Raw genomic sequence first — 21,542 nt, 5'->3', positions numbered from 1 at the left:
GGTCGCTCCGCAGCGGGACGTCAGAGGGCGGCGTCCGTGCTCGCCGGGCCGCCGCCGAAGAGGCGCCGGTAGGCCGGGTCCGGCCACAGTTCCGCGTGCGGGGCCAGCGCGCGGATGCGCCCCTCGTGCAGCCAGGCCACGGCGTCCGCGCGGGCCGCCGTCGAGGCGCGGCGGGTCACCGTGAGCCGGGTGTGCCCGGCCCGCCCGTCCGCGACGGCCCGCAGTACGGCGGTCTCGGTGGCCGTGTCCAGGCTGGAGGTGGCGTCGTCGAGCACGAGGAGCCGCGCCCGCCGGGCGAACGCACGGGCCAGACCGAGGCGCTGGCGCTCCCCGCCGGACAGCGGGACGAGCGGCACGGCCGTCCCGTAGCCGGCCGGGAGGCGCCGGACGAAGGCGTCGGCCTGCGCGGCCTCAGCCGCGTGCCGCACCACCCCGCCGGGCACGGGCACCGGGCCGAGCCCGATCGCGTCCTCGACGGTGCGGCCCGGCAGCACGGGGTCCGGGAAGCCGTAGGCGACGGCGGTCCGCAGGACTTCCGGGCGGATCTCCCGGAGCGGGACGCCGTCGAGCAGCACCTCGCCCTCGTCGGGGGCGAGCAGCCCGCCGGCCAGGGCGGCCAGCAGAGAAGTGCCCGAGCCGGAGACTCCCACCACCGCCACCCACGTGCCGCCGGGCACGGTGAGGGCGAGCCCGTCGAGGACGGCTGCACCGGACCGCCGCACCACGATGCCGCGCAGGTCGAGGCGGCCGTCGCCGTCGGGCAGCGGGCGTGTGCCCGCGGCGGGCACCGGGGTCTCCAGCACGTCCCGTACCCGGGCGGCCCCGGCGCGTGCCCGGGAGAGGTCGAGGAGGCTCTGCGCCGTCCCGAACCCGCTGAGGCCGATGCCGGTGTAGCCGAGGGCGGCGAGCAGACCGCCCACGGTGAGGCGGCCCGCGGTCAGCTCCACGCCGGCGGTCGCGAGGACGGCCAGCTGGGTGGCGGGTGCGAGCAGGGCCGTGGCCCAGGCGACGCGCCGCTGGCTCTCCCACAGCGCGCGGCCGTGCCGGGAGAGCTCCGGCACGGGCCGCAGCACCCGCTCGATCTCCCGGTCGGCCGTGCCGGACGCGGCGATGCTCCGGGCCCCGGTCAGTGCGTCCACCAGGCCCGCCGCGACCGCCGCCTGCGCCCGCTGGTACCCCTCGCCCAGGCGTGCGGTGCGCCGCAGGTGACCGCGGACGAGGAGGTACGCGGCCGGGGCGCTCACCAGGAAGGCGAGGGCGAGCGGCACCGCGAGCAGTGCCAGGGCGGCGACGGCGCCGACCGCCATCAGCAGCTGGGCCGCCGACCAGACCACGGCCGGTGCGGCGAGCGCCGCCTCCGGCGCACTGCCGGTCAGGCGCGCCACCAGGTCGCCCGCGGGCAGCCGGTGGGCGGGGTGGGCGCCGGCCGCCACGACCCGGCGCACCATGGCCGCACGCAGGTGCGCGGTCGCGTCGGCCGTGGCGCGCGGCCCGGCGTACTGGCCGGCGCACTCGGCACCCGCCAGGAGGACGAGGACGGTGAGCAGCGGGACGGCCGCCGCCGCACCGCGGCCGGAGAGCGCCCGGTCGACGGCGTCGGCGAGGACCGCCGGGAGGAGGAGGGTGGCCGTGGTGCTCCCGGCCACCGCGAGGGCGAGCACCGCGGACCAGCGGCGGCCGTGCAGCAGCAGCCGGCGCCGGTGTCCGGTGCGGTGGTCGGTGCGGTGTCCGGTGCGGGGCTCGCCGGTGCCGGGTGCGGGTGCGGGTGCGTGGCGTCCTGCGGCCATGGGGTCCTCCGGATGATGCGTCGGCGGGCCGCGCACGGGCGCCGTGGGCGGCAGGACGGGCGGATGTGCAGGCCGGCCCGGGCGGTCGCTGCCGCCCGGGCCGGTTCACTGCGAGGGGTCAGCCGTCGGCACGCCGGCCGGCGGACCCGCTGCCGCTCAGAGGCAGAGCAGCGTGCTGACCGTGCTGTTGGTGCAGTTGACGGCGCTCAGCGAGCTGAGGACCGACTGGTACTCGGTGGTCTCCTCGGGCGTCTCGAGCGCCTGCAGGCTCAGGATCGACATGGTGAACTCCCATCGGGTCGTGGAACCGTGCTCCCGGCGGTCTGCCGGAACTCGTGGGCGGCGGGTCCTCCCGCCGCGGTGGGGGCCGCCGGCGCGGGGCCGGCGGGTGGAGGGGTCAGGGACGGCCGTCGGGCGGCGCGGTCGCCGGGCCGGGCCAGAACGGCAGCGGGTCGGTGCCGGCGAAGGCGTACCCGAGTGCGGCCATCAGCCCGGCGGAGCCGGTCGCCAGGTCCATCGACAGCCGCAGCAGCTGTTCCCCGGGGAAGGCGAGGCGGCCCTCGTACGGGACGGCGTGCCAGGCCAGCCGGCGGACGTGGCGGCGGATCACGCCGGCGTGCGCCGCGGTGTCGCCCTGCAGCAGCCGCAGCAGCGCGATCAGCCCGGCCCGTCCGTTGAACAGTCCGGACTGGACGATGAACTCGGGCTCGGCGGCGCCCCGGATGCCCGCGAGCTGCTCCGCGGCCTGCGCGTCGGGCCGGTGCTGCAGGTAGGCGTGGAGCACCGCGCCGATGCCGGCGCTGCCGGACTCCAGGTAGGGCAGCACCCGGGTGCCGTCGTCCACCTGCAGGGTGCCGTCCTCGGCGGTCACGCAGCGGGTGAGGTCCCGGGCGAGGGCCTGGCCGGCGAGGTCGAGCAGGCCGTCGTCGCCCGTGCTCCCGTGCAGGTGGAGGAGGAGCAGGGCGGTCCCCGAGGCACCGTGGAGCAGGCCCGCGCGGGCGGCCGGGGAGGCCGCCGGGGTGCCGGTCGTCGTCAGGCCGAGCTTCGCCGCGGCCCGCTCGGCCGCGTCGAGGGCGGCGAGGTGCAGGGCGTGGTCGCCGGTGGCCCGGGCGAAGTGGTGCAGGGCCAGGCCGATCCCGGCGAGGCCGCCCGCGAGGTCGGGGCCGTGGCCCTCCGGGTCGTCCTTGAGGAGGCGGTCGAGCAGGTTCATCGCCTCGGGACGCCGCCCGAGGAGGTCCAGGACGTACGCGACGCCGTGCCCGCCGATGAACAGGCCGGGTCGGCAGGGTTCGCGGGCGACGGCGTCCAGCAGCCACTGCACGTGCTCCTCGTCGACCGCCGCACCCGTGGCGTGGAGGGCCCACAGCACTCCGGCCGCGCCGTACGCCAGGCCGAGGCCGTCGTGGGTGAACTGCCCCGGGTCGCCGGGGAAGAGACGGTCGGTGCGTTCCGGTGCGGCGCTCGCGGCGACGGCCGCGGCGAGCTCCTCGCGCAGGTCCGGCCAGCGGGCCGGGTCGCCGTCGAGCAGCTCCGCGAACGGCTCCGCGAACGGTTCCCCGCGCGGTGCTGGTGCTGGTGCTGGTGCCGGTGCTGGTGCCGGTGTGGGTGCCGGTGCTGACGCCGGTGGTGCGGCCGGTGGCGCCGCCGGAACGCCGCCCGGTTGCAGCGCCCCGGGGGGCAGGCCGAACCGCTCCTCGGCGGCGTGGGCCAGCGCCTCCGCCTTGCCGGGGGCGAGCGCGGAGAGCGGCAGCAGGGGGAGGAAGATCCAGAGCCGCAGCGCGGCCAGCGCGTAGGTGTCGACGTCGGTGCCGGTGAGCTCCGGCGGCGCCGCGAATCCGGCGGCGCCGAGCGCGGGGCGGACGAACCGGTCGACGGGGGAGGCGAGTTCGAAGTCGACGAAGGCGACCCGGCCGTCCGGCCGGACGATCAGGTTGCGCGGGTGGAGGTCGCCGAAGACGATGCCCCGCGCGTGGATCTCCCGCAGCCCCTGCTCCACGCCGTCGATGATGCGCAGCGCGTCGTCGCGGTAGGCCGCCACGGTCCCGGGTGCGGGATCGGGGTGGATCAGGGGGTAGTTCCGTCCGAACCAGCGGTGCAGCGGCTCGCCCTCGACGTACTCCTGCACGAGGAAGTGGTGCTCCCAGGCGGTGAGGTGGCCGAGTGCCGCCGGGACGGCGTCCACCCCCTCCAGGTGCCGGAGCACGTCGTGCTCGCGGCCCAGGCGCAGCACGGCGTCCTCGCCGCGCTGGTCGAGTCCGGCGTGCGGCCTGGCCTCCTTCAGCACCACCTGCGGGCCGCCGCCGGTCGGCCGGCCGAGGTAGATGCCGCCGCCGTTGGAGAAGTGCAGGGCGCGTTCGACGGCGTACGGGAAGGCGTCCGTGCTGGCGGTGGCGGATCCGGCGAGCGCCTCGCGCAGGACATCCGGCACGGGGGCCCACTCCGGCACCTCGAACACGGCGCGCCGCACGTCGGGGCGGAGCCGGCCCGAGGGCTCGCGGAAGGCCAGCACGAGCTCCCCGGTCTCCGAACGGCAGAACTGCTCCGTGAAACCGCCGTAGCGCAGGTACAACGGCCCGTTCCGCCAGCGCAGGTCGCTCAGGATGTACGGGCCGGGCTCGCCGTCGAGTGCCGCGTCGAGGTCGTGCAGGCACTGCTCCAGCGCCGTGTCGTCGGGCGGGTAGATCGTCATGAACTTGCCGCTCGAACCCCGGGACGCGTACTTGGCGTTCTGGGTCTGCACCAGCACGGGGCTGCGCAGGAACTTGAACGCCACCTGCTGTCCGACGCAGTAGTCCCGGACCACGGCCAGGATGCGCTCGGCGTTGTCCAGGCACGCGGAGACGTGGATCTTCCAGCCCTGGTCGGGCAGGGCCGCCGCGGCCGGATGGAGGCCGGCCCACACCTCGCGGACGTTGCGCACCCATCCGGGCGGCACCGGTTCCCGGGTGGCGGCGAACTCCTCCAGGGCGGCCCATCGCACCGGTGAGTCGTAGAACAGCTTGTCGGCGTAGGAGTACGCCTCGTATCGCATGTCCATCAGGACCCTCCAGAGGTCTCGTGGGGTGGCTGGTCGGTGCCGTGTCCGGCGCATCGCGCGGCGCCGGACACGGGATGGCCCGGTGCCGCGCAGGCAGGTCTGTCCGAGGTGGGCGGGGGCTGAGGGGCCGGGCTGCCGGCGTGTCCCCCGGGGACGGTCGAGCCCCGCAACGTGGCCGCGGGGGTGGGTTCGTGGGGCGGGCCGCCGGCCGGTCGTGCTCCGGGCCGGTCCGGTTTCCGCCGAGGTGAACGCTAGGTTCGGCCGCCGGCTGCCGGGCAGGGCGCGGCCGGGGCGCACGCGTGCGGCGCCGTAACGCTCTGTTCGCACGTGGTACTCCGCAGGCCACCGCGCACCCGGGGCGCCGGCCGGGGCCGGGCTGCGCTCCGGCCCGCGGGCCCGGTCCCTAGGGCGCGATGGCCGCGCCCCGGCGCGGGACCGCCGCCACCTGCGCCGCGCGGGCGCATGGCCGGCCCGATCGCTCCGGCGTGACAGGACCACCGGGAGTGCGCCCCGCGCAGCAGAGGTGACGAAGCGTCAGACTTGATAGATCCTTGACAAGTTGTGTGCGGTGATGTTCTTTTCGGCGCGATTGGGCGGAGCGGGCGGAGTGGGCGGGGCAGGCGCACGGCCGCCCCCGCGTACGCGAACGGGCCGAGCGGCGGTCGGCCGCGTGTGGCCCGGACCGGCGAGGGCAGACGGCGACCCGAACGGACGCCCGCCAGCCGGCCGGCGCCGGCGACAGGAGGTCGGATCCATGGCGCTCGTGGCAGTTGTCTCCCTGGCGGTCGTGGTCTTCGCCGCCGGACTCGGCATGGCCGTGGCGGCCGTCGCCCTCGTCGGTCTCTTCTCACCGGCGCCCCGCCGGACCTGACCCCCGGGCCCCGGCCGGACCCTGCTGACTCCCGGCCCCGGCCGGACCCTGCTGACTCCCGGCCCCGGCCGGACTGTGCGGAGGAGGGCCCGGGCCGGTCAGGGGGCCGACGGCAGGCGCGCCGCGACCTGCCAGCCGCCCTCCGGAAGGGGACCGGCCGTGAGGGTGCCGCCGAGGACGGTCGCGCGTTCGGCGAGACCGACCAGGCCGAAGCCGCCTCCGCCTCCGGCACCAGCACCGGCACCGGCACCGCCTCCGCCTCCGGCACCGGCACCGCCTCCGGCACCGGCCTCCGCCGGAGGCGGATGCGCGTCCGCGCCGTCGTCGGTCACGGTGACCTCCAGCGCACCCGCGCGGGCCTCCACGGCCACGGCCACCGAGGTCGCGCCGGCCGCGTGCTTGCGCACGTTGGTCAGGGACTCCCGGACGATGCGGTGCACCGCCGCCGCGAGCTCGGGGGAGAGCGGGTCCGGCAGGTCGGGCGAGATCCGCAGCCGGACGGGCGGGCCGGTCCGTGCGAACGCGTCCGCCAGCGCCCGTACCTCGGCCAGCCCCGCGACCGGTGCGGTCGGCGCGCCCTCCTCGCGCAGCAGCCCCACCAGTCGCCGCATCGAGGCCAGTGCCCGGTCGGCCGCGGCCTCGATCCCGGCCAGTGCGGTCTGTGCCTGCCCGGCGTCGGCGCTCACGTACCGCGCGGCCCGCGCCTGCACCACGATGCCGGTGACATGGTGCGCGACGAGGTCGTGCAGCTCCCTCGCCAGCTCCAGGCGCTCCGCCTCGCGCACGGCGGCCACGTCACGCAGCTGCTTGCCGTCCTGCGCGCGCAGCAGCAGGCACGCGGCGGTGACCGCCGCCGTCAGGACGGCGAAGACCAGCGTGAACGGTCCGGGGTCCTCGTCGCGCAGCGGCACGCCCACCGCGCCGGCCCCCAGGGCCGCGCCGAGCAGCGCCGCGGTGCGCGGCGGGGCCGTGCGCAGCACCTCGGCCAGCAGCACCAGCAGCGCGGCGGCCTCGCCCGCGCCCCACACGGACAGCGGCGGATCCCACAGCAGCAGGGCCAGTGTCACCGACCACGACAGCGCCGCGGCCACGTCGGCCCGTACGGTCGGCGGCACCCGGGCGAGGGGGATCGCACAGCAGCACACCAGGACGCCGCAGACCCACACGAGCACGTGCGGCCCGGTCGGCTGGCCGGCCAGCAGCGCCCCCTCCAGGCTGACCAGGGTCACCAGCAGCGCGGCGGCGGCGATCCGGGCGGCGGCCCCGGCCCGCGGGCGTCTCCACGGCGTCATCGCGGCCCTCCTCCGTCCCGGTCCGCGCCCGGTCGGGTACGGACCGGTCCTCCCATGGGACGGGGCGCCCACCGGCCCCGCAACCGCCGGCCGGCCCCGGCCCCCGCGGCCCGGGGTTGCGGGCCGGCAGGCCGTCCGCTGCGATGAGAAGGCCCGTGCCGGACCTGCGGGACCGCAATGGCGGGAGCAGCGGGGAAGGGCGGCAGCAGCGGGGAAGGAGCGGCGGCCATGGCGATCTCGGTGGTGATCGCGGACGACCAGGAGATGGTGCGGGCCGGCTTCCGGATGATCCTCGACAGCCAGGACGACATCGAGGTCCTCGCCGACGTGGCCGACGGCGTTGCCGCGCTGGAGGCGGCCGAACGCCTCTGGCCCGACGTGCTGCTCCTCGACATCCGCATGCCCGGCGTCGACGGGCTGGAGGTGACCCGCCGGCTGAACGCGCCGGGACGCGCGCACACCCCGCGGATCGTCATCGTCACCACCTTCGACCTGGACGCGTACGTCGCCGCCGCGCTGCGCGACGGCGCGGGCGGCTTCCTGCTCAAGGACGCCAGCGCGGCGATGCTCGTCGAGGCGGTCCGCGCGGCCGCCGCGGGGGACGCCCTGATCTCCCCGGCCATCACCGTACGGCTGCTGCGCGAGCTGCGGCCCGCGGCGCGGCGGGCCGGGCCCCGGGAGCCGTCCGAGCCGCTCACCGGGCGCGAACGCGACGTGGTGCGGCGCCTGGCGCACGGGCGGACGAACGCCGAGATCGCGGCGGACCTCTTCGTGTCGCTCTCCACCGTGAAGTCGCACCTCGCGAACGTCCAGGCCAAGCTCCGGGCGCGGAACCGCGTGGAGATCGCGGCATGGGCCTGGGCGAGCGGCCTGCCGGACGAGCCCGGGTAGCGGGCGCCGGGTAGCGGGTGGCGGGACTCGTCCTTTCGGCCGGTGCGTGATGGCTGCGCGGCCGATGCGCCCGGTGCGCGGCGGTCCGTAGCGTGGGAGCAGCGGCACGGGCGCCACCGCGGCCGACGGGCGCAGGCCGTCACGCCGCCCGCCCACCCGCGCCTGCCCGCACCCGTCCTCCGGGCACTCGTCCTCCCGGCCCCCGGGCTGCTCCGGCCCGGCCCGGGCACCTGCCGCGCCGTCGACGCGGCGCCGCCACCGTGGAAGGAATCCCCATGCTGACGACCGAACGCCGCTCCGACTTCGCCGCGGACCTCACGCTGCCCCGCCATCCCAGGGCGGCCGGGCAGGCCCGGCGCGTGGTGAGCGCCATGGACCTGGAGGACCAGGACCTCGCGGACCGCGGCCACCTGCTGGTCACCGAGGCCGTCGCCAACGCCGTCGAGCACGCCTCCGGTACGCACCTGCAGGTGGTGCTCGCCCGCGACGAGCGGACCGGCGGCCTCTTCGCCGCGGTGTTCGACGCCGAGCCGGCGCGTCCGGTGCAGCGGCACGTGCCGGCCGAGGGGTTGGCCGAGTCCGGCCGCGGCATGGCGCTGATCCGGACGCTGAGCGAGGACTGGGGGTGCCTCGCGGCTGGGGAGGGCAAGTGGGTCTGGTTCCATCTCGTCCCCACGGCCACGGCGCCGCTGCCGCCCTGACCCGGCCCTCCACACGGAGCCCGCACACCGGCCGTCGCCGTCGCCTCCCCGCCGGTTCGGCCGTCGGTCGGGCCGCCGGTCCGGCCCGTGGAGCCCGCTCCTCGGCCCGCGGCCGCGTCGTGCCCGGCCGTTCGCGCCGTCCGTCGGCATAATCATCCAAATGTGGACAAAGGTGACGATGTGTCGGCGCGGTGCGCGGCCCGCCGACCCCGGGAGCACCCGTTGCCGGGCACCGGGCGGAACCCCGGGCGGAACCCCGGTCGGCGCCCGGGCGACGCGGCCGCTGCCCGAGCGGTCGGTGCCCGAGCGGCCGGGTGAGGGACGGTGACCGCCGCTGAGGCGCAGGCGAGGACGCCCGCCGCCAAGCTGACGCTCCCGACGCTCACCGCCGTGGTCGTCGGCTCGATGGTCGGTGCGGGCGTCTTCTCGCTGCCGGGCCGGTTCGCCCAGGAGACCGGCATCGCCGGGGCCCTGATCGCCTGGGCGGTCGCCGGCACCGGCATGCTGATGCTCGCCTTCGTCTTCCAGACGCTCGCCGTCCGCAGGCCCGACCTCGACGCCGGCGTCTACGCCTACGCCAAGGCCGGGTTCGGCGAGTACCTCGGCTTCTTCTCGGCCTTCGGCTACTGGGCCAGCGCCTGCGTCGGCAACGTGACCTACTGGGTCCTCATCATGTCGACGATCGGCGGCATCGCGCCCGCGCTGGGCGACGGCGACACCGTGCTCGCCATCGTGCTCTCCTCGGTCGGGCTCTGGGCCTTCTTCCTCGTCGTCCGGCGCGGCGTCCGGGAGGCGGCCACGATCAACCGGATCGTCACCGTGGCGAAGGTCGTGCCGATCCTCGTCTTCGTCGTGCTCGCGCTCTTCTACCTCGACCCGTCGGTCTTCGCGGACAACTTCCGCGCCGCCGACCTCGGATCGCTGTTCGAGCAGGTGCGCGGCACCATGCTCGCGACCGTCTTCGTCTTCCTCGGCGTCGAGGGCGCCAGCGTCTACTCCCGGCACGCCGAGCGCCGGGAGGACGTCGGCCGTGCGACCGTCCTGGGCTTCCTCAGCGTCTTCGCGGTCTTCGCCTCGGTGACGATCGTCTCCTACGGCCTGCTGCCGCGCAGCGAGATCGCCGCCCTCCGCCAGCCCTCGATGGCCGGGGTCCTGCGGTCCGCGGTCGGCGAGTGGGGCGAGGTCTTCGTGAGCGTCGGGCTCATCGTCTCCGTGCTCGGTGCCTACCTCGCCTGGACGCTGATGGCCGCCGAGGTGCTCCTCGTCGCCGCGAAGGACCGCGACATGCCGCGCTTCCTCGGCCGGACCACGCGTGCCGACGTCCCCGTCCCGGCGCTGTTCCTCACCACGGTGCTGTCGCAGATCGTGCTGGTGATCACGTACTTCTCCGACGACGCCTTCAACTTCGCCCTCGACCTCACCAGCGCGCTCACCCTGATCCCCTTCCTGCTCGCCGCGGCGTTCGCGCTGAAGATCGCCCTGCCCGGCCGGGGGCGGCCCGGGGCCGTCCCCCCGGGCGGGGGCGCCGGGGCCGGGGCCGGGGCCGGGGCGGCCGCGGGCGGTCCGGCGAAGCGTGACCTCGCCGTCGCCGTCGTCGCCGTGATCTACACCGCGTTCCTGCTGTACGCGGCCGGCCTGAAGTTCGTGCTGGTCTCGTTCATCGTCTACGCGCCCGCCACCGTGCTGTTCGTCATGGCGCGCCGCGAGCAGCGGCGCCGGCTCTTCTCGGCGCGCGAACTCGTCATCCTCGCGGTCTCGCTGGCGGGAGCGGTGGTCGGCGTGCTCGCCCTCGCCCTCGGCTGGATCGAGCTGTAGCCGCCCGCACCGCCCGCACCGCCGCACCGCCCGCACCGCCGCACCACCCGCACCGCCGCACCACCCGCACCGCCGCCGCGCCCCACCGATGTCCCCGCTCCGAAGTGAGGAAGGCCATGACAGACACCACCCCCACCGCCTCCGCCGGTCACGGCGTGCACTCCGAGGTCGGACGGCTGCGCAAGGTGCTGGTGTGCGCACCCGGCCTCGCCCACCGGCGCCTGACACCCGGCAACGCGGACGACCTGCTCTTCGACGACGTCCTGTGGGTGGAGAACGCCCAGCGCGACCACGCCGACTTCGTCAACAAGCTCCGCGGGCGCGGGGTCGACGTCGTCGAACTGCACGACCTGCTCGCCCGGACGATGGCCCTGCCCGACGCCCGGTCCTGGCTGCTCGACCGCAAGATCACCGCGAACGAGGTCGGGCTCGGCCTCGTCGAGGGCACCCGCGCCTACCTGGAGTCCCTGGAGCCCCGCGCCCTGGCCGAGTTCCTCATCGGCGGCCTGGCCACCACCGACCTGCCCGAGGACTTCCGCACCGGTTACCTCGCCCTCGCCCGCGAGGCCACCGGCGCCCGCGAGTACCTCATGCCCCCGCTGCCCAACACGCTCTACACCCGCGACACCACCTGCTGGCTCTACGGCGGCCTCACCCTCAACCCGCTCTACTGGCCCGCCCGCCACGACGAGACCCTGCTCATGAAGGCGATCTACACCTTCCACCCCGACCACAAGGACTCCACCGTCTGGTGGGGCGACCCCGAACAGGACTGGGGCCAGGCCACCTTCGAGGGCGGCGACATCATGCCCGTCGGCAACGGCGTCGTCCTCATGGGCATGAGCGAGCGCACCTCCCGGCAGGCGATCACCCAGGTCGCCGCCGCGCTCTTCGCCCGGGGCGCCGCCGAGCACGTGATCGTGGCCGGCATGCCCAAGCTCCGCTCCGCGATGCACCTCGACACGGTGTTCACCTTCGCCGACCGCGACATCGTCACCCTCTACCCGACGATCATGGATGCGGTCCACACCTTCTCGCTCCGCCCGGGCGACCGCGCGCCCGGCGTCGAGATCACCGACGAGGGCTCACGCGCCTTCACCGACGTGGTCGCGCGGGCCCTCGGACTGCCCGCGCTGCGGGTGATCGCCACCGGCGGCGACGTGTACGCCTCCGAACGCCAGCAGTGGGACAGCGGCAACAACGCGGTCGCCGTCGAACCCGGCGTCGTCTTCACCTACGACCGCAACACCACCACCAACACCCTGCTCCGCAAGGCCGGTGTCGAGGTGATCACCATCGTCGGCGCCGAGCTCGGCCGCGGCCGCGGCGGCGGCCACTGCATGACCTGCCCGATCGTCCGCGACGCCGTGGATTACTGACCGCCCCACCCGCAGGACGGGCGCGGCGATCCGGCCCCGCCCGTCCGGAGCCCGGGAGGGACGGGTGCGCCGGGCTGCGGCAGGCCCCGGCTCAGCGGTGCCAGCCGCGGATCGCGACGGCCGTGCTGCGCACGTCGAGCGCCTCGTCGCGGATGCGGCGGGCGAGTTCGACCGCGGCCTTGGGCTCCGCGGTGACGATCTCGCCGCTGGCGGCGAGGTAGGAGGCGGCGGCCACGGCCGCGAAGTGCTCGTTGCCGTGGTCGAGCGCGGGCACCCGGACGAGCTGGTGCATGAGGGCGGCGGCGCGCTGGTGCGGGGCGCCGTAGACGGGCACCTCCATGACCGCGTCGGCGTGCCGGGCGACCGCCGCGGCGAGCGAGCCGTAGTCGGTGATGTCGGGGTCGTGCGGCAGGAACTGGTGGGCGATGTCGAGGAGCCAGGCCCGGTCGATGTGGAGGATCACGCGGCGGTGTCCCGCTGGGCGCGAGTGGTGCTGCGCGCCGCGTACGGGCCGAACTCCTCCTCGAAGGCGGGGCCCCATGCCTGCGAGAAGTGCGCGGCGGCGGTCAGGAAGCGGTGGCGCCGCTCGTCGGCCTCCTCGGCCAGCACCGTGCGGGCGTAGTCCGGCAGGGTCATCCCCGCCGCCTCGGCGCGCTGCGCGAGCGCCTGGTGGGCGTCGTCGTCGAGCCTGACGTTCAGCTGCTTCATGCGCAGCAGCGTAGCGGCGGGTATTCGGGCCTACAACCGGGTCGGCCGCAGTCGTGCGGCGGCCGCGGGTCGGGCGGGCCCCGGCGGGCGGCGGGCGGAGCGTACGGCCGCCGCCCGGCCGTGCACGGTCGCGCCCGGCCCGCGGGCCCTGCCCCGGGGTGTCGTGCGGCGGGAAATCCACAGCTCAACGCCATTGCGCCGACCCCTTCCGCCGATTATCGTCACTCTGACACAAATTGCGAAGGGGGGCCACATGGCCATCGCCGACACACTCGGCGGGCTCGTCGAGCCGCTCAACCACCAGCTGTTCCTGCTCGGCAACGACGCCGTCACCTGGGCCGAGCTCCTGGGCTTCGCCACCGGCGCCGTCTGCGTCTGGCTCTGCGTCCGGGCCACCGCCTGGAACTTCCCCGTCGGGATCGCCAACAACGTCTTCTTCCTCGTCCTCTTCTGGAGCGCCCGCCTCTACGCCGACGCCGCCCTGCAGGTCGTCTTCCTCCTGCTCGCCGCGCACGGCTGGCTGCGCTGGGCACGCGGCCGCGACCGGCTGACGGCCGGGCCCGTCGGCCGCGCCCCGGCCCGCACCCTGCTCGTCCTGCTCGCCCTCATGGTGCCGGTGACCGCCGGACTCACCCTGCTGCTCACCCGGGCGCACGACAGCGCGCCGTTCTGGGACGCCCTCACCACCGCCCTCTCGCTCGCCGCGCAGTGGCTGCTCAACGCCAAGCAGGTGGAGACCTGGTACTTCTGGATCGCCGCCGACCTCGTCTACATCCCGCTGTACGCCGCCAAGGGGCTGCAGCTGACCGCCGTCGTCTACACGCTGTTCCTGGGCATGTGCCTGATCGGGCTGCGCGCCTGGCGGCGAGGGGCGGCCACCGCCCGCCCGGCGGCACCGGTGGGGGTGCCCGCATGAGCGGCGCCTTCGCGCACGGCCTGGTGATCGGCAAGTTCTACCCGCCGCACTCCGGCCACCACTTCCTGATCCGCGCCGCCGCGGACGCCTGCCGGCGGGTGACGGTCGTCGTGATGGCCTCCTCGCAGGAGTCGGTCCCGCGGGCCGACCGCGTCGCCTGGATACGCGAGCGCTGGTCGGCCGAACCGCACGTCGCCGTCGTCGGGATCGCGGACGACCTCCCCGTCGACTACGACAGCGAGGACGCCTGGGCCGGGCACGTCGCGCTGATGCGCGAGGCCGTCGCCGCGGGCCCGCCCGCCCCGCCGGTCGACGCCGCCTTCAGCTCCGAGCCGTACGGCGTCGAACTGGCCCGCCGCTTCGGCGCCACCCCGGTGCTGCTCGACACCGGCCGCGACACGTTCGCCGTCTCCGGCACCAAGGTGCGGGCCGACCCGGTCGCGTACTGGGACGAGCTCGAACCGCCCGTGCGCGGCGGCCTGGCCCGCCGCGTCGTCGTGCTCGGCGCCGAGTCGACCGGCACCACCACGCTCGCCCGGGACCTCGCCGCCGCCCTGCGCGGGCGCGGCGGCCCGCACGCCCGCACCCACTGGGTGCCCGAGTACGGCCGCGAACTGACGGTCGCCAAGCTCGCGGTGGCCCGCGGCCTGGCCGCACCGGACGGGCCCCCGCCCACCGTCTTCGACCTCGACTGGACGGACGCCGACTTCGTCGCCGTCGGCCGCCGCCAGAACGAGGCCGAGGACCGCGCCGCCCGCGACGGCGGGCCGGTGCTGGTGTGCGACACCGACACCCTCGCCACCACGGTCTGGCAGGAGCGCTACACGGGCAGGGCCACCGGGCCCGTGCACCGGCTCGCCGCCGCCGTGCCGCCCCGCGCCCTGTACCTCCTGACCTCGCACGAGGACGTCGCGTTCGCCGATGACGGCCTGCGCGACGGCGAGCACCTGCGGCCGTGGATGACCGGCCGGTTCCGCGAGGTGCTCGCCGCCTCGGGCACGCCCTGGCGCGAACTGCGCGGCGACCGGGCCACCCGGCTGGCCGCCGCGCTCGCCGAGGTCGACACCCTGCTGGCCGGGGGCTGGGGGCTGGCCGAACCGCTGGGCTGACCGTCCGTCGGGCCGTGCCGGCACCTGCGGGCGGCGGTGCTCCGGCACCGGGAAAAGAAATCCTCCCGACCGCGGCAACCTTCCTCCGCCGGGCGGCGACCAGGGGACGAGCACCGGGCCGACGGGTCGTCATCCCGCCGGCCGTGCGCTCGGGCGGGCCCCCGGCATCCGGGACGGCCCCGCTCCCTGTCCCTGCAGCGGTAAGGAACTGTGAGACGTGAGCAAGCGAGCCATACGCCCCAAGCGCGGCCGGATCGTGGCCCTGGGCAGTGCGGCGGCCCTGGCGGCCGCCGGCGCGGCGGGCGGCATCTGGGCGAGCGCGGACGCGGCCGCGCCCACCCCGGTCGCGGGCACCTACACCCTCGTCGGCGCCGCCGGCGGCCTGTGCCTGGACGTGCCGGGGAGCAGCGTCGCGGACGGTGTCCAGCTCACCCAGCACGCGTGCGGCGGTGCGGGGCAGGCCTGGCGGCTCACCGCCGCGGGCAGCGGCTTCACGCTGGTGGCCGCGCACAGCGGCAAGTGCGCGGCCGTCCGCGACGCCAGGACGGGTGCGGGCGCCGCGGTGCAGCAGGAGGCGTGCACCACCGGCGCACCCGCGCAGACGTGGACCTTCACCGCCGTCGACGGCGGCTACCGCCTGGTCAACGGCGGCAGCGGCAAGTGCCTGGCCGTCAGGGACGGTTCGGCCGCGCCCGGCACGCCGGTGCAGCAGAACTCCTGCGGCTCCGCCCCGGCGAAGCGCTGGGCGCTGAAGGCCGTCGCGGCGACCGCGGCGCCGACCGCGAGCGGCACCGCCACGGCCACCGCGTCCGCGACACCCACGGCCTCCGCCAAGCCGACCGCCACGGCGACGGCGTCGGCGAAGCCCACCGCCACCGCGTCGCCCACCGCGACCGCGACCGCGACCGGAGCGATCCAGGCCTGGCCGACGCCCACCGTGGACGTCCCGCTGACGGCCACGCAGAAGGTGACGGGGGTGTTCGACGGCGGCGGCAGGCGCTACGTCGGCAAGGGCGCGCTCGGCACCGGCGGCCAGTCCGAGAGCCAGCCCGCGCTCTTCGAGCTCGCCGACGGCGCGGTGCTGCAGAACGTCGTGCTCGGCGACCCGGCCGCGGACGGCGTGCACTGCAGCGGCACCTGCACCCTCAGGAACGTCTGGTGGGAGAACGTCGGCGAGGACGCCGCCACCTTCAAGGGCACCTCGGCCTCGCAGGTGATGACCGTCGACGGCGGCGGCGCGCGCGGTGCCGCCGACAAGGTCTTCCAGCACAACGGCCCCGGCACGATGGTCATCAGGAACTTCCGGGTCGAGGACTTCGGCAAGCTCTACCGCTCGTGCGGCAACTGCAAGACGCAGTACGCCCGCCACGTCGTCATCGACAACGTGCTGGCCACCGTGCCCGGCAAGAAGATCGTCGGCATCAACCCCAACCTCGGCGACACCGCGAAGATCACCCGCCTCACCATCGCGGGGGACACCAGCCACAAGATCACCGTCTGCCAGCGCTTCACCGGCGTCACCAGCGGCGAGCCGAAGGAGGCCGGCAGCGGCCCCGACGGCACGTCCTGCCTCTACACCGCGGCCGACGTCACCTACCGGTCGTAACCGCAGGCCGTACACCGGGCGACGGCGGCGGGGCGGGTCTCCACCGCCCCGCCGCCGGGCCCGGACGGAGCCGCCCCGCCCGAATAGAATGGGGAGGCACCCCGCCGGCGACGGTGGGCGGGCGCGGGTGCCCGGCCGAGGAGGCGCGCCATGTCGGCTCCGTCCGCACCGCGGGGGCGGCCGCTGCCGCACGCGTCGGCCCTGGGTTTCGTCCGGCGGGCCGTCGGCCTGGAACACAACCCGCTCTGCCGCCGGTTCGACCTGGCCCGCAGTCGGCTCCGGCTGGCCGTGCTCGCCGCCGTGGCCGGTTCGCTGGCGGTCGCCGTGGTGGTCGCCGTGGTGCTCCTGAACGGCATCCGCACCGAGGCCGCCGAGACGGCGCTGCACCGGCACCGGGTGACCGCGACCACGGTCGCCGACGCGGTCGACACGCCCGGCCGGAGTGTCCGGCCCGCCCAGGCGCAGGCGATCTGGCAGTACCCCGCCGGACATCAGGAGAGCGGCCTGATCGGCGTGCCCGGCGGCGCCCCGGCCGGCACGGCCGTCCCGATCTGGGTCGACGACACCGCTGCCCGGGCCTCCGCGCCGCGCGGGCACACCGCGATGCAGTTCGCCGCCGGCGTGTACGGGCTCACCGCGCTCACCGGCATGGCGGGCGCGGTGGCGGGTGCGTACATGCTCCGCCGCAGGTCGATCGAGCGGGCCGCCGACCGTGCGTGGGAGGCCGAGTGGGCCGCCGTCGAACCGGGCTGGACCCGGCGCGGCCGGCCGGGCGGCGGCACGGAGCGCACCTGACGGCCTCCCCCGCGGCGCCGGGGGAGCGGAGCCGGGTCTCAGGGGCAGTAGCGCGGGGCCTGCGCGACGTTCTCCTTGGTGACCAGCAGCACCGGACTCTGCACGATCGGCTCGGTCTTCTCCCCGGCCAGCAGGTCGAGCACCCGGTGCACGGCCAGCTCACCGGTCGACAGCGCGGAGTTGGAGACCGTGGCGGACAGCCTGCCGTCCTTCACGGCGGCGAGACCCGCGTCTGTGCCGTTGACGGTGACGATCCTGACGTTCTCCGCCCCGGCGGCGTCGAACGCCGTGCGGGCGGCGAGGGCCATCCCCTCGTTGGCGACGAACGCGTACCCGAGGCCGGGGTACGCCTTGATCATGTCCGCGGCCACCGCCCGGGCGGTGGTGGGGTTGAACATCGCCCGCTTGTTGGCGACGACCCTGGCGTTGGACGGGAGCGCCGCCATGAACCCGTTGACCAGCAGGGTGGAGGCGGCCCCCGGGGAGCCTGAGATCACCGCGACCTGCACCTGCCGGCCGTGGGCGTCCGTGCCGATCCACCCGGCGTCCAGGGCGCCGACCTTCTGCAGGTCGACCACGGCGGCGCCGAGGATGCCCGTGGTGTCGTCGGGCACCACCGAGGTCAGGAAGATGGGGACGTGCGCGTCCCCGGCGGCGGCGATGTCACCGACCAGGCCGTCGAAGCTCACGGTCTGCACGATCAGCGCGTCCACCTTGCGCCCGATCATGTCCTCCACGTTGGTCCGCTCGGTCGCCGGGTTCTGCGCGGAGTTGGCCGTGACGACCTGGACGCCCTCCGCCTTCGCCGTCTGCTCGACGGCCTTCTGCAGGCACGTGTGGAACTCCGTGTCGGCGCCGTTGACGAAGCCCAGGACCAGGGGGCCGGAGCCGGTGGTCTCCGGTCGGGAGGCGCAGCCGGCGAGCGCCAGGGCGGCGGCGGTGACGACGGCGGCGAGTGCTCTCCGCGGGGGGACGGAAGCAGGCATGGGCCGGCCTTTCTGGCAGGAGGACGGGAGCGGCGGCGACGGTGGCGGCGATCCCGGTGGTGGGTGGTGGGTGGTGGGTGGTGGGGGTGGGGGGTCGTGGTGCCGACGGGCAGCGCGGTGCGGGGCCGCGGGCGGCTGCCGTGTTTCTGCAGGCCCGGGCCCCGGCGGCCGTGCTGCTCGAAGACGTCCGACGGCTGCCGAAGTTACCTCCAGGTGAACGGAATTCACCCGTCCGCGGGCGCAAGATAATGCTGCGCGTCCGGGCCTGCTCGGGCCGCCGGGGGCAGAAAGCTCCTTTGACATAGGTATGACGCCATGGCTAGATTCGCCCGGTGCCCACCTCCAGTGCCCCCGACCGGGACGACCGCGCCCTCGCCTCCGGGCTCGCGGCCGTCCTGCCGGTGCTGCACCGGGCACTCGACCGGGGCCTCGCCCTCGACTTCCCGCACCCCAGGCTCCCCGACGCCCAGTTGGCGCTGCTCCTGCTGGTCGGGGAGGGCGAGGGCGTCACCGTCCGCGCCGCCTCCCGGGCGCTGCTGATGAAGCCCAACAACGTGAGCGCCCTGGTCTCCCGGCTCGTCGAGCAGGGGCTGCTGGACCGGCGGCAGGACGAGGGCGACCGCCGCGTCGCGCACCTCCACCTCACGGCCGAGGCCCGCAGCCGCATCGCCGAGGCACAGGCGCTGAAGGCCGGTTACGTCGAGACGGCGCTGCGGGCCCTGACCGACGGCGAGGCGGCGGCACTCGGCTCCGCGCTCGTGGCCCTGCGGTCACTGACGGCGAGCGCCCAGCACCCTGCCGGCTGACCGGGCGATCGTCTGCGCCGCTCCGTCGGCCGGCTTGCCGTTCCGCAGTCCGTCGAGAAAGCCCTCGCCATGCCCTCCACCGTCGTGGACCCCTCCCGCCTGCCCTCCTCCCCGCCGACCGGGCCCTCCCGTGCTGCTCGCGCCGCCCGCGCCGCTCGTTCCAACCCGTGGCTGACACTGGCGGCCGTCGCGTTCGGCCTCTTCATGGTCGGGCTGGACGGCTCCGTCGTCGCCATCGCCAACCCGGAGATCGGGCGCGACCTGCACGCCTCCACCACCGACCTGCAATGGGTCACCAACTCCTACCTCCTGGCCCTCGCCGCGGCCCTCGTCCTCGGCGGCAAGCTCGGCGACCGCTTCGGCCGCCGCACCGTCTACCTCGTCGGCGTGGCGGGCTTCACCGCCGCCTCGGTCGCCATCGGCCTCGCCGGCTCGATCGACGGCGTGATCGCCTTCCGCGCTCTCCAGGGGCTGTTCGGTGCCCTCCTCATGCCCAACACCCTCGGCCTGCTGCGCGCGGTCTTCCCGCCGAAGCGCTTCGGCACGGCGGTCGGCATCTGGGCGATGGTCTCCTCCGTCTCCACCGCGCTGGGCCCGATCCTCGGCGGACTCCTCGTCGAGCACGTGGGCTGGGAGTCCGTCTTCTTCGTCAACGCCCCCGTCGGCCTGGTCGCGCTGGCCTTCAGCGCCGCGGTGCTGCCGCAGAGCCGCGCCACCACCGCGGGACAGCGGTTCGACCTCGCCGGCGTGGCGCTGCTCGCCGCGGGCCTGCTGGTGCTGGTGTTCGGCGTCGTCAGGGGCGGGACGTGGGGCTGGACCTCGGCACAGACCCTGGGCACCCTCGCCGCCGGCTGCGCCGTCCTGGCCCTGTTCGCAGGGTGGGAGACCCGGGTCGGGCACCCGCTGCTGCCGATGCGGCTGTTCCGCAACCCGGCCCTGACCGTCGGCACCGTCATCACGGCGGTCAACTTCTTCGTGCTGCTCGGCATGATCTTCTTCGTCATGCTCTACCTGCAGAACGTGCGCGGCCTCGGCCCGGTCGAGGCGGGTGTGCGGACGCTGCCGCTCAGCCTGGCGTCGGTCGTCGCGTCCCCCCTCGGCGCGGCCCTCACCGGCCGGTTCGGCGCCCGGCTGACCATGCCGCTCGGCATGCTCCTCCAGGCCGGGGCCTCGCTGGGCATGCTCGGCTGGGACACCCACTCCGGCTACGCCGCGCTGTGGCCGCCCTTCGTCGCGCTCGGCCTCGGCGTGGGCATGGTGATGGCCGCCTCCTCCGACGCGATCGTGGGCAGCGCCCCCGTCCGGGACGCCGGTGTGGCGGGCGGACTGCAGGCCACCGCGCTCCAGGTCGGCGGCGCCCTCGGCACGTCCGTGCTGGTCTCCCTGATCGGCAGCCGGGTCGGCGCCACCCTCGTGCCCGAGCTGACCGCGGCGGGCGTCCCGGCGCCCGCCGCGCAGGGGCTCGGCGCCGCGCGGGACGCCGTCTCGATGGGCGTCGCCCCCGTCGGCCCCGGCATGGCGGCGCCGCTGCGGGCGGCGGTCGTCGAGGGGAGCGGGCAGGCCTTCATGAACGGCGTGCACACCGCCGTCCTGGCCACCGCCGTCGTGTGCGTCCTCGGCGCCCTCCTCGCCGTGGCCGGCGTGCGGCGGGGCCCGTCCACCGGTGAGGTGGCCGTCCCGGCCCACTGACCGGCGGGACGACCCCGCGGAGCTGCCGGGCCCGGCCTGCCGCGCCGGGCCCGGCAGCTCCGCGGCCGCCGCGTCCGGGAGCGCCGGGCCGGGGGATCGTCGATACGCTCGGAACGTCCGTCCCGACCCGCGCGCCGCCCCCCGGCGGCCGCTGAGGACAGGCGGACGGACAGGCAGACAGGCGGACGGACGGACAGGCAGGCGGACGGACAGGAGGACGCCATGCCCGCAGACCGCACGGCGGCCGGCCCGGACGGGACCGGCAGCTACGGGGAGTCCCTCTTCGAGCCGTGGAAACCCGGCGAGGGCGAACGCATCGACCTGGGCTCGCTCGCGTACGACCACGTCACCCGGGCCCGGTTGCGTGCCGTCGGCGTCGGACCGGACACGCGCTGCCTCGACATCGGCGCCGGCACCGGGACGGTGGCCCGCTGGCTGGCCGGAGAGGCCGGGGCCGGCGACGTCCTCGCGGTCGACCGCGACGTCCGCTTCCTGGAACCGCACGCGGGCGGCGCGCTGCGGACCCTCGCCGCCGACGTCACGGACCCCGGCTTCGACCCGGGCCGGTTCGACCTGATCCACGCGCGATTCGTGCTCATGCACCTCCCCGACCGCCACCGGATCGTCGCGCACCTGCGCGACCTGCTGCTGCCCGGCGGGCACCTCGTCCTCGGCGACGCGATCGACCTGACCACCGCAGCACCACCGGACTCCCCCTACCGGCTGGCCATGCGCGCCATGTGGCGGGCGCTGCGCACCTCCATCGGCACCGACGTCGACTGGACGCCCGGCTACCCGCGGCTGCTGCGCGAGGCCGGCCTGACCGGGGTCGCCGCGGAGGTGCACGTGCCCCCGCTGGCCGCGGGCAGTCCGATCGCCGCGTTCTGGCTGGACACCTGGGCCCGGTCCCGCGAGGCCATGCTCGCCACCGGGCTCGTCGACGCCGCGCAGTTCGCCGACGCGCAGGAGGCCCTCGCCTCCGGCACCGCGGACGACCTGTCACCGGGGCTGGTCACGGCCTGGGGACGCCGCCCCTGAGCCGCCGACCTGCCCGACCTGCCCGACCCGCCCCGACCCGTCGCCGACCGGGGCGTCGGCGAAGCCCCCGCGTCCACGCCCGCCCCCGTGCGGCACCGGGGCGGGCGTGGACGCGG

At 76.0% G+C, this 21,542-nt stretch carries 18 protein-coding genes; 11 read left to right on the top strand and 7 right to left on the bottom strand.

The window, feature by feature from the left end; all coding sequences use genetic code 11:
• Positions 1-20: 20 nt before the first annotated feature.
• From SNE206_RS32315 to SNE206_RS32300, 4 genes are all read right to left on the bottom strand, one after another.
• Positions 21-1,787: an ATP-binding cassette domain-containing protein gene (locus SNE206_RS32315; RefSeq protein WP_407917092.1), complete on the bottom strand. Its 1,767-nt coding sequence runs from the start codon at positions 1,785-1,787 to the stop codon at positions 21-23.
• A gap of 156 nt (positions 1,788-1,943) precedes the next feature.
• Positions 1,944-2,069, bottom strand: coding sequence for a SapB/AmfS family lanthipeptide (locus SNE206_RS32310; protein ID WP_100886905.1), 126 nt, complete (start codon positions 2,067-2,069; stop codon positions 1,944-1,946).
• Between the two features lie 115 nt (positions 2,070-2,184).
• The gene (gene lanKC / locus SNE206_RS32305) at positions 2,185-4,824 is read right to left on the bottom strand and encodes a class III lanthionine synthetase LanKC (protein WP_407917091.1); all 2,640 of its coding nucleotides are present in this window, start codon (positions 4,822-4,824) and stop codon (positions 2,185-2,187) included.
• Between the two features lie 969 nt (positions 4,825-5,793).
• Complete coding sequence (locus tag SNE206_RS32300) at positions 5,794-6,987, bottom strand: sensor histidine kinase (RefSeq protein ID WP_407917090.1); 1,194 nt, start codon at positions 6,985-6,987, stop codon at positions 5,794-5,796.
• A gap of 228 nt (positions 6,988-7,215) precedes the next feature.
• Here SNE206_RS32300 and SNE206_RS32295 point away from each other — a divergent pair, with 228 nt between their 5' ends.
• The 4 genes from SNE206_RS32295 to SNE206_RS32280 all read left to right on the top strand — a co-directional run bounded on the left by SNE206_RS32295 (position 7,216) and on the right by SNE206_RS32280 (position 11,773).
• Positions 7,216-7,878 carry a response regulator gene (locus tag SNE206_RS32295; protein WP_407917089.1) on the top strand — a complete coding sequence of 221 codons (663 nt, stop codon included), beginning with the start codon at positions 7,216-7,218 and terminating at the stop codon, positions 7,876-7,878.
• Between the two features lie 275 nt (positions 7,879-8,153).
• On the top strand, positions 8,154-8,579 hold the full coding sequence (locus SNE206_RS32290) for an ATP-binding protein (RefSeq protein WP_407917088.1): 426 nt from the start codon (positions 8,154-8,156) through the stop codon (positions 8,577-8,579).
• Between the two features lie 405 nt (positions 8,580-8,984).
• Complete coding sequence (locus SNE206_RS32285) at positions 8,985-10,394, top strand: basic amino acid/polyamine antiporter (RefSeq protein ID WP_407917130.1); 1,410 nt, start codon at positions 8,985-8,987, stop codon at positions 10,392-10,394.
• Positions 10,395-10,510: 116 nt separating this feature from the next.
• Positions 10,511-11,773 (top strand): arginine deiminase, encoded by a 1,263-nt coding sequence (locus SNE206_RS32280; RefSeq protein WP_407917087.1) that lies wholly within the window; start codon positions 10,511-10,513, stop codon positions 11,771-11,773.
• A gap of 91 nt (positions 11,774-11,864) precedes the next feature.
• Here SNE206_RS32280 and SNE206_RS32275 read toward each other — a convergent pair whose 3' ends face one another.
• The gene (locus tag SNE206_RS32275; RefSeq protein WP_407917086.1) at positions 11,865-12,236 is read right to left on the bottom strand and encodes a fic family toxin-antitoxin system, toxin component; all 372 of its coding nucleotides are present in this window, start codon (positions 12,234-12,236) and stop codon (positions 11,865-11,867) included.
• Positions 12,233-12,481, bottom strand: a complete 249-nt coding sequence (locus tag SNE206_RS32270) for a hypothetical protein (RefSeq protein WP_407917085.1) — start codon at positions 12,479-12,481, stop codon at positions 12,233-12,235. Before SNE206_RS32270 ends, SNE206_RS32275 begins: the two co-directional genes overlap by 4 nt.
• A 253-nt stretch (positions 12,482-12,734) precedes the next feature.
• Between SNE206_RS32270 and pnuC the strand changes: the two genes are divergently transcribed.
• From pnuC to SNE206_RS32250, 4 genes are all read left to right on the top strand, one after another.
• Complete coding sequence (gene pnuC / locus SNE206_RS32265; RefSeq protein WP_407917084.1) at positions 12,735-13,397, top strand: nicotinamide riboside transporter PnuC; 663 nt, start codon at positions 12,735-12,737, stop codon at positions 13,395-13,397.
• The gene (locus SNE206_RS32260; RefSeq protein WP_407917083.1) at positions 13,394-14,506 is read left to right on the top strand and encodes an AAA family ATPase; all 1,113 of its coding nucleotides are present in this window, start codon (positions 13,394-13,396) and stop codon (positions 14,504-14,506) included. The genes pnuC and SNE206_RS32260 overlap by 4 nt, the downstream gene beginning before the upstream one ends.
• Positions 14,507-14,723: 217 nt before the next feature.
• Positions 14,724-16,112, top strand: coding sequence for a pectate lyase (locus SNE206_RS32255; RefSeq protein ID WP_407917082.1), 1,389 nt, complete (start codon positions 14,724-14,726; stop codon positions 16,110-16,112).
• 150 nt (positions 16,113-16,262) lie between these two features.
• Positions 16,263-16,907 (top strand): hypothetical protein, encoded by a 645-nt coding sequence (locus SNE206_RS32250; RefSeq protein ID WP_407917081.1) that lies wholly within the window; start codon positions 16,263-16,265, stop codon positions 16,905-16,907.
• Positions 16,908-16,945: 38 nt separating this feature from the next.
• On the opposite strand, the gene SNE206_RS32245 is transcribed toward SNE206_RS32250, so the two are convergent.
• Positions 16,946-17,893: a sugar ABC transporter substrate-binding protein gene (locus tag SNE206_RS32245; protein WP_407917080.1), complete on the bottom strand. Its 948-nt coding sequence runs from the start codon at positions 17,891-17,893 to the stop codon at positions 16,946-16,948.
• A 332-nt stretch (positions 17,894-18,225) separates the two neighbouring features.
• On the opposite strand from SNE206_RS32245, the gene SNE206_RS32240 reads away from it, so the two are divergent.
• The 3 genes from SNE206_RS32240 (at position 18,226) to SNE206_RS32230 (ending at position 21,426) form a co-directional block, all read left to right on the top strand.
• On the top strand, positions 18,226-18,699 hold the full coding sequence (locus tag SNE206_RS32240; protein WP_407917079.1) for a MarR family winged helix-turn-helix transcriptional regulator: 474 nt from the start codon (positions 18,226-18,228) through the stop codon (positions 18,697-18,699).
• A gap of 69 nt (positions 18,700-18,768) precedes the next feature.
• Positions 18,769-20,388 carry an MFS transporter gene (locus SNE206_RS32235; protein ID WP_407917078.1) on the top strand — a complete coding sequence of 540 codons (1,620 nt, stop codon included), beginning with the start codon at positions 18,769-18,771 and terminating at the stop codon, positions 20,386-20,388.
• 222 nt (positions 20,389-20,610) lie between these two features.
• Positions 20,611-21,426: a class I SAM-dependent methyltransferase gene (locus SNE206_RS32230; protein WP_407917077.1), complete on the top strand. Its 816-nt coding sequence runs from the start codon at positions 20,611-20,613 to the stop codon at positions 21,424-21,426.
• Positions 21,427-21,542 lie beyond the last annotated feature (116 nt).

It is taken from the genome of Kitasatospora sp. NE20-6, from assembly GCF_045862635.1.
Note: the sequence above shows the minus strand (reverse complement) of the source record. Positions and strands in the feature narration are given on the sequence as shown.

Coding starts and splice junctions, on each gene's coding strand:
- SNE206_RS32315 (WP_407917092.1), bottom strand. CDS start 1,787: ATGGCCGCAGGACGCCACGCACCCGCACCCGCACCCGGCACCGGCGAG.
- SNE206_RS32310 (WP_100886905.1), bottom strand. CDS start 2,069: ATGTCGATCCTGAGCCTGCAGGCGCTCGAGACGCCCGAGGAGACCACC.
- lanKC (WP_407917091.1), bottom strand. CDS start 4,824: ATGGACATGCGATACGAGGCGTACTCCTACGCCGACAAGCTGTTCTAC.
- SNE206_RS32300 (WP_407917090.1), bottom strand. CDS start 6,987: ATGACGCCGTGGAGACGCCCGCGGGCCGGGGCCGCCGCCCGGATCGCC.
- SNE206_RS32295 (WP_407917089.1), top strand. CDS start 7,216: ATGGCGATCTCGGTGGTGATCGCGGACGACCAGGAGATGGTGCGGGCC.
- SNE206_RS32290 (WP_407917088.1), top strand. CDS start 8,154: ATGCTGACGACCGAACGCCGCTCCGACTTCGCCGCGGACCTCACGCTG.
- SNE206_RS32285 (WP_407917130.1), top strand. CDS start 8,985: ATGGTCGGTGCGGGCGTCTTCTCGCTGCCGGGCCGGTTCGCCCAGGAG.
- SNE206_RS32280 (WP_407917087.1), top strand. CDS start 10,511: ATGACAGACACCACCCCCACCGCCTCCGCCGGTCACGGCGTGCACTCC.
- SNE206_RS32270 (WP_407917085.1), bottom strand. CDS start 12,481: ATGAAGCAGCTGAACGTCAGGCTCGACGACGACGCCCACCAGGCGCTC.
- pnuC (WP_407917084.1), top strand. CDS start 12,735: ATGGCCATCGCCGACACACTCGGCGGGCTCGTCGAGCCGCTCAACCAC.
- SNE206_RS32260 (WP_407917083.1), top strand. CDS start 13,394: ATGAGCGGCGCCTTCGCGCACGGCCTGGTGATCGGCAAGTTCTACCCG.
- SNE206_RS32250 (WP_407917081.1), top strand. CDS start 16,263: ATGTCGGCTCCGTCCGCACCGCGGGGGCGGCCGCTGCCGCACGCGTCG.
- SNE206_RS32245 (WP_407917080.1), bottom strand. CDS start 17,893: ATGCCTGCTTCCGTCCCCCCGCGGAGAGCACTCGCCGCCGTCGTCACC.
- SNE206_RS32235 (WP_407917078.1), top strand. CDS start 18,769: ATGCCCTCCACCGTCGTGGACCCCTCCCGCCTGCCCTCCTCCCCGCCG.
- SNE206_RS32230 (WP_407917077.1), top strand. CDS start 20,611: ATGCCCGCAGACCGCACGGCGGCCGGCCCGGACGGGACCGGCAGCTAC.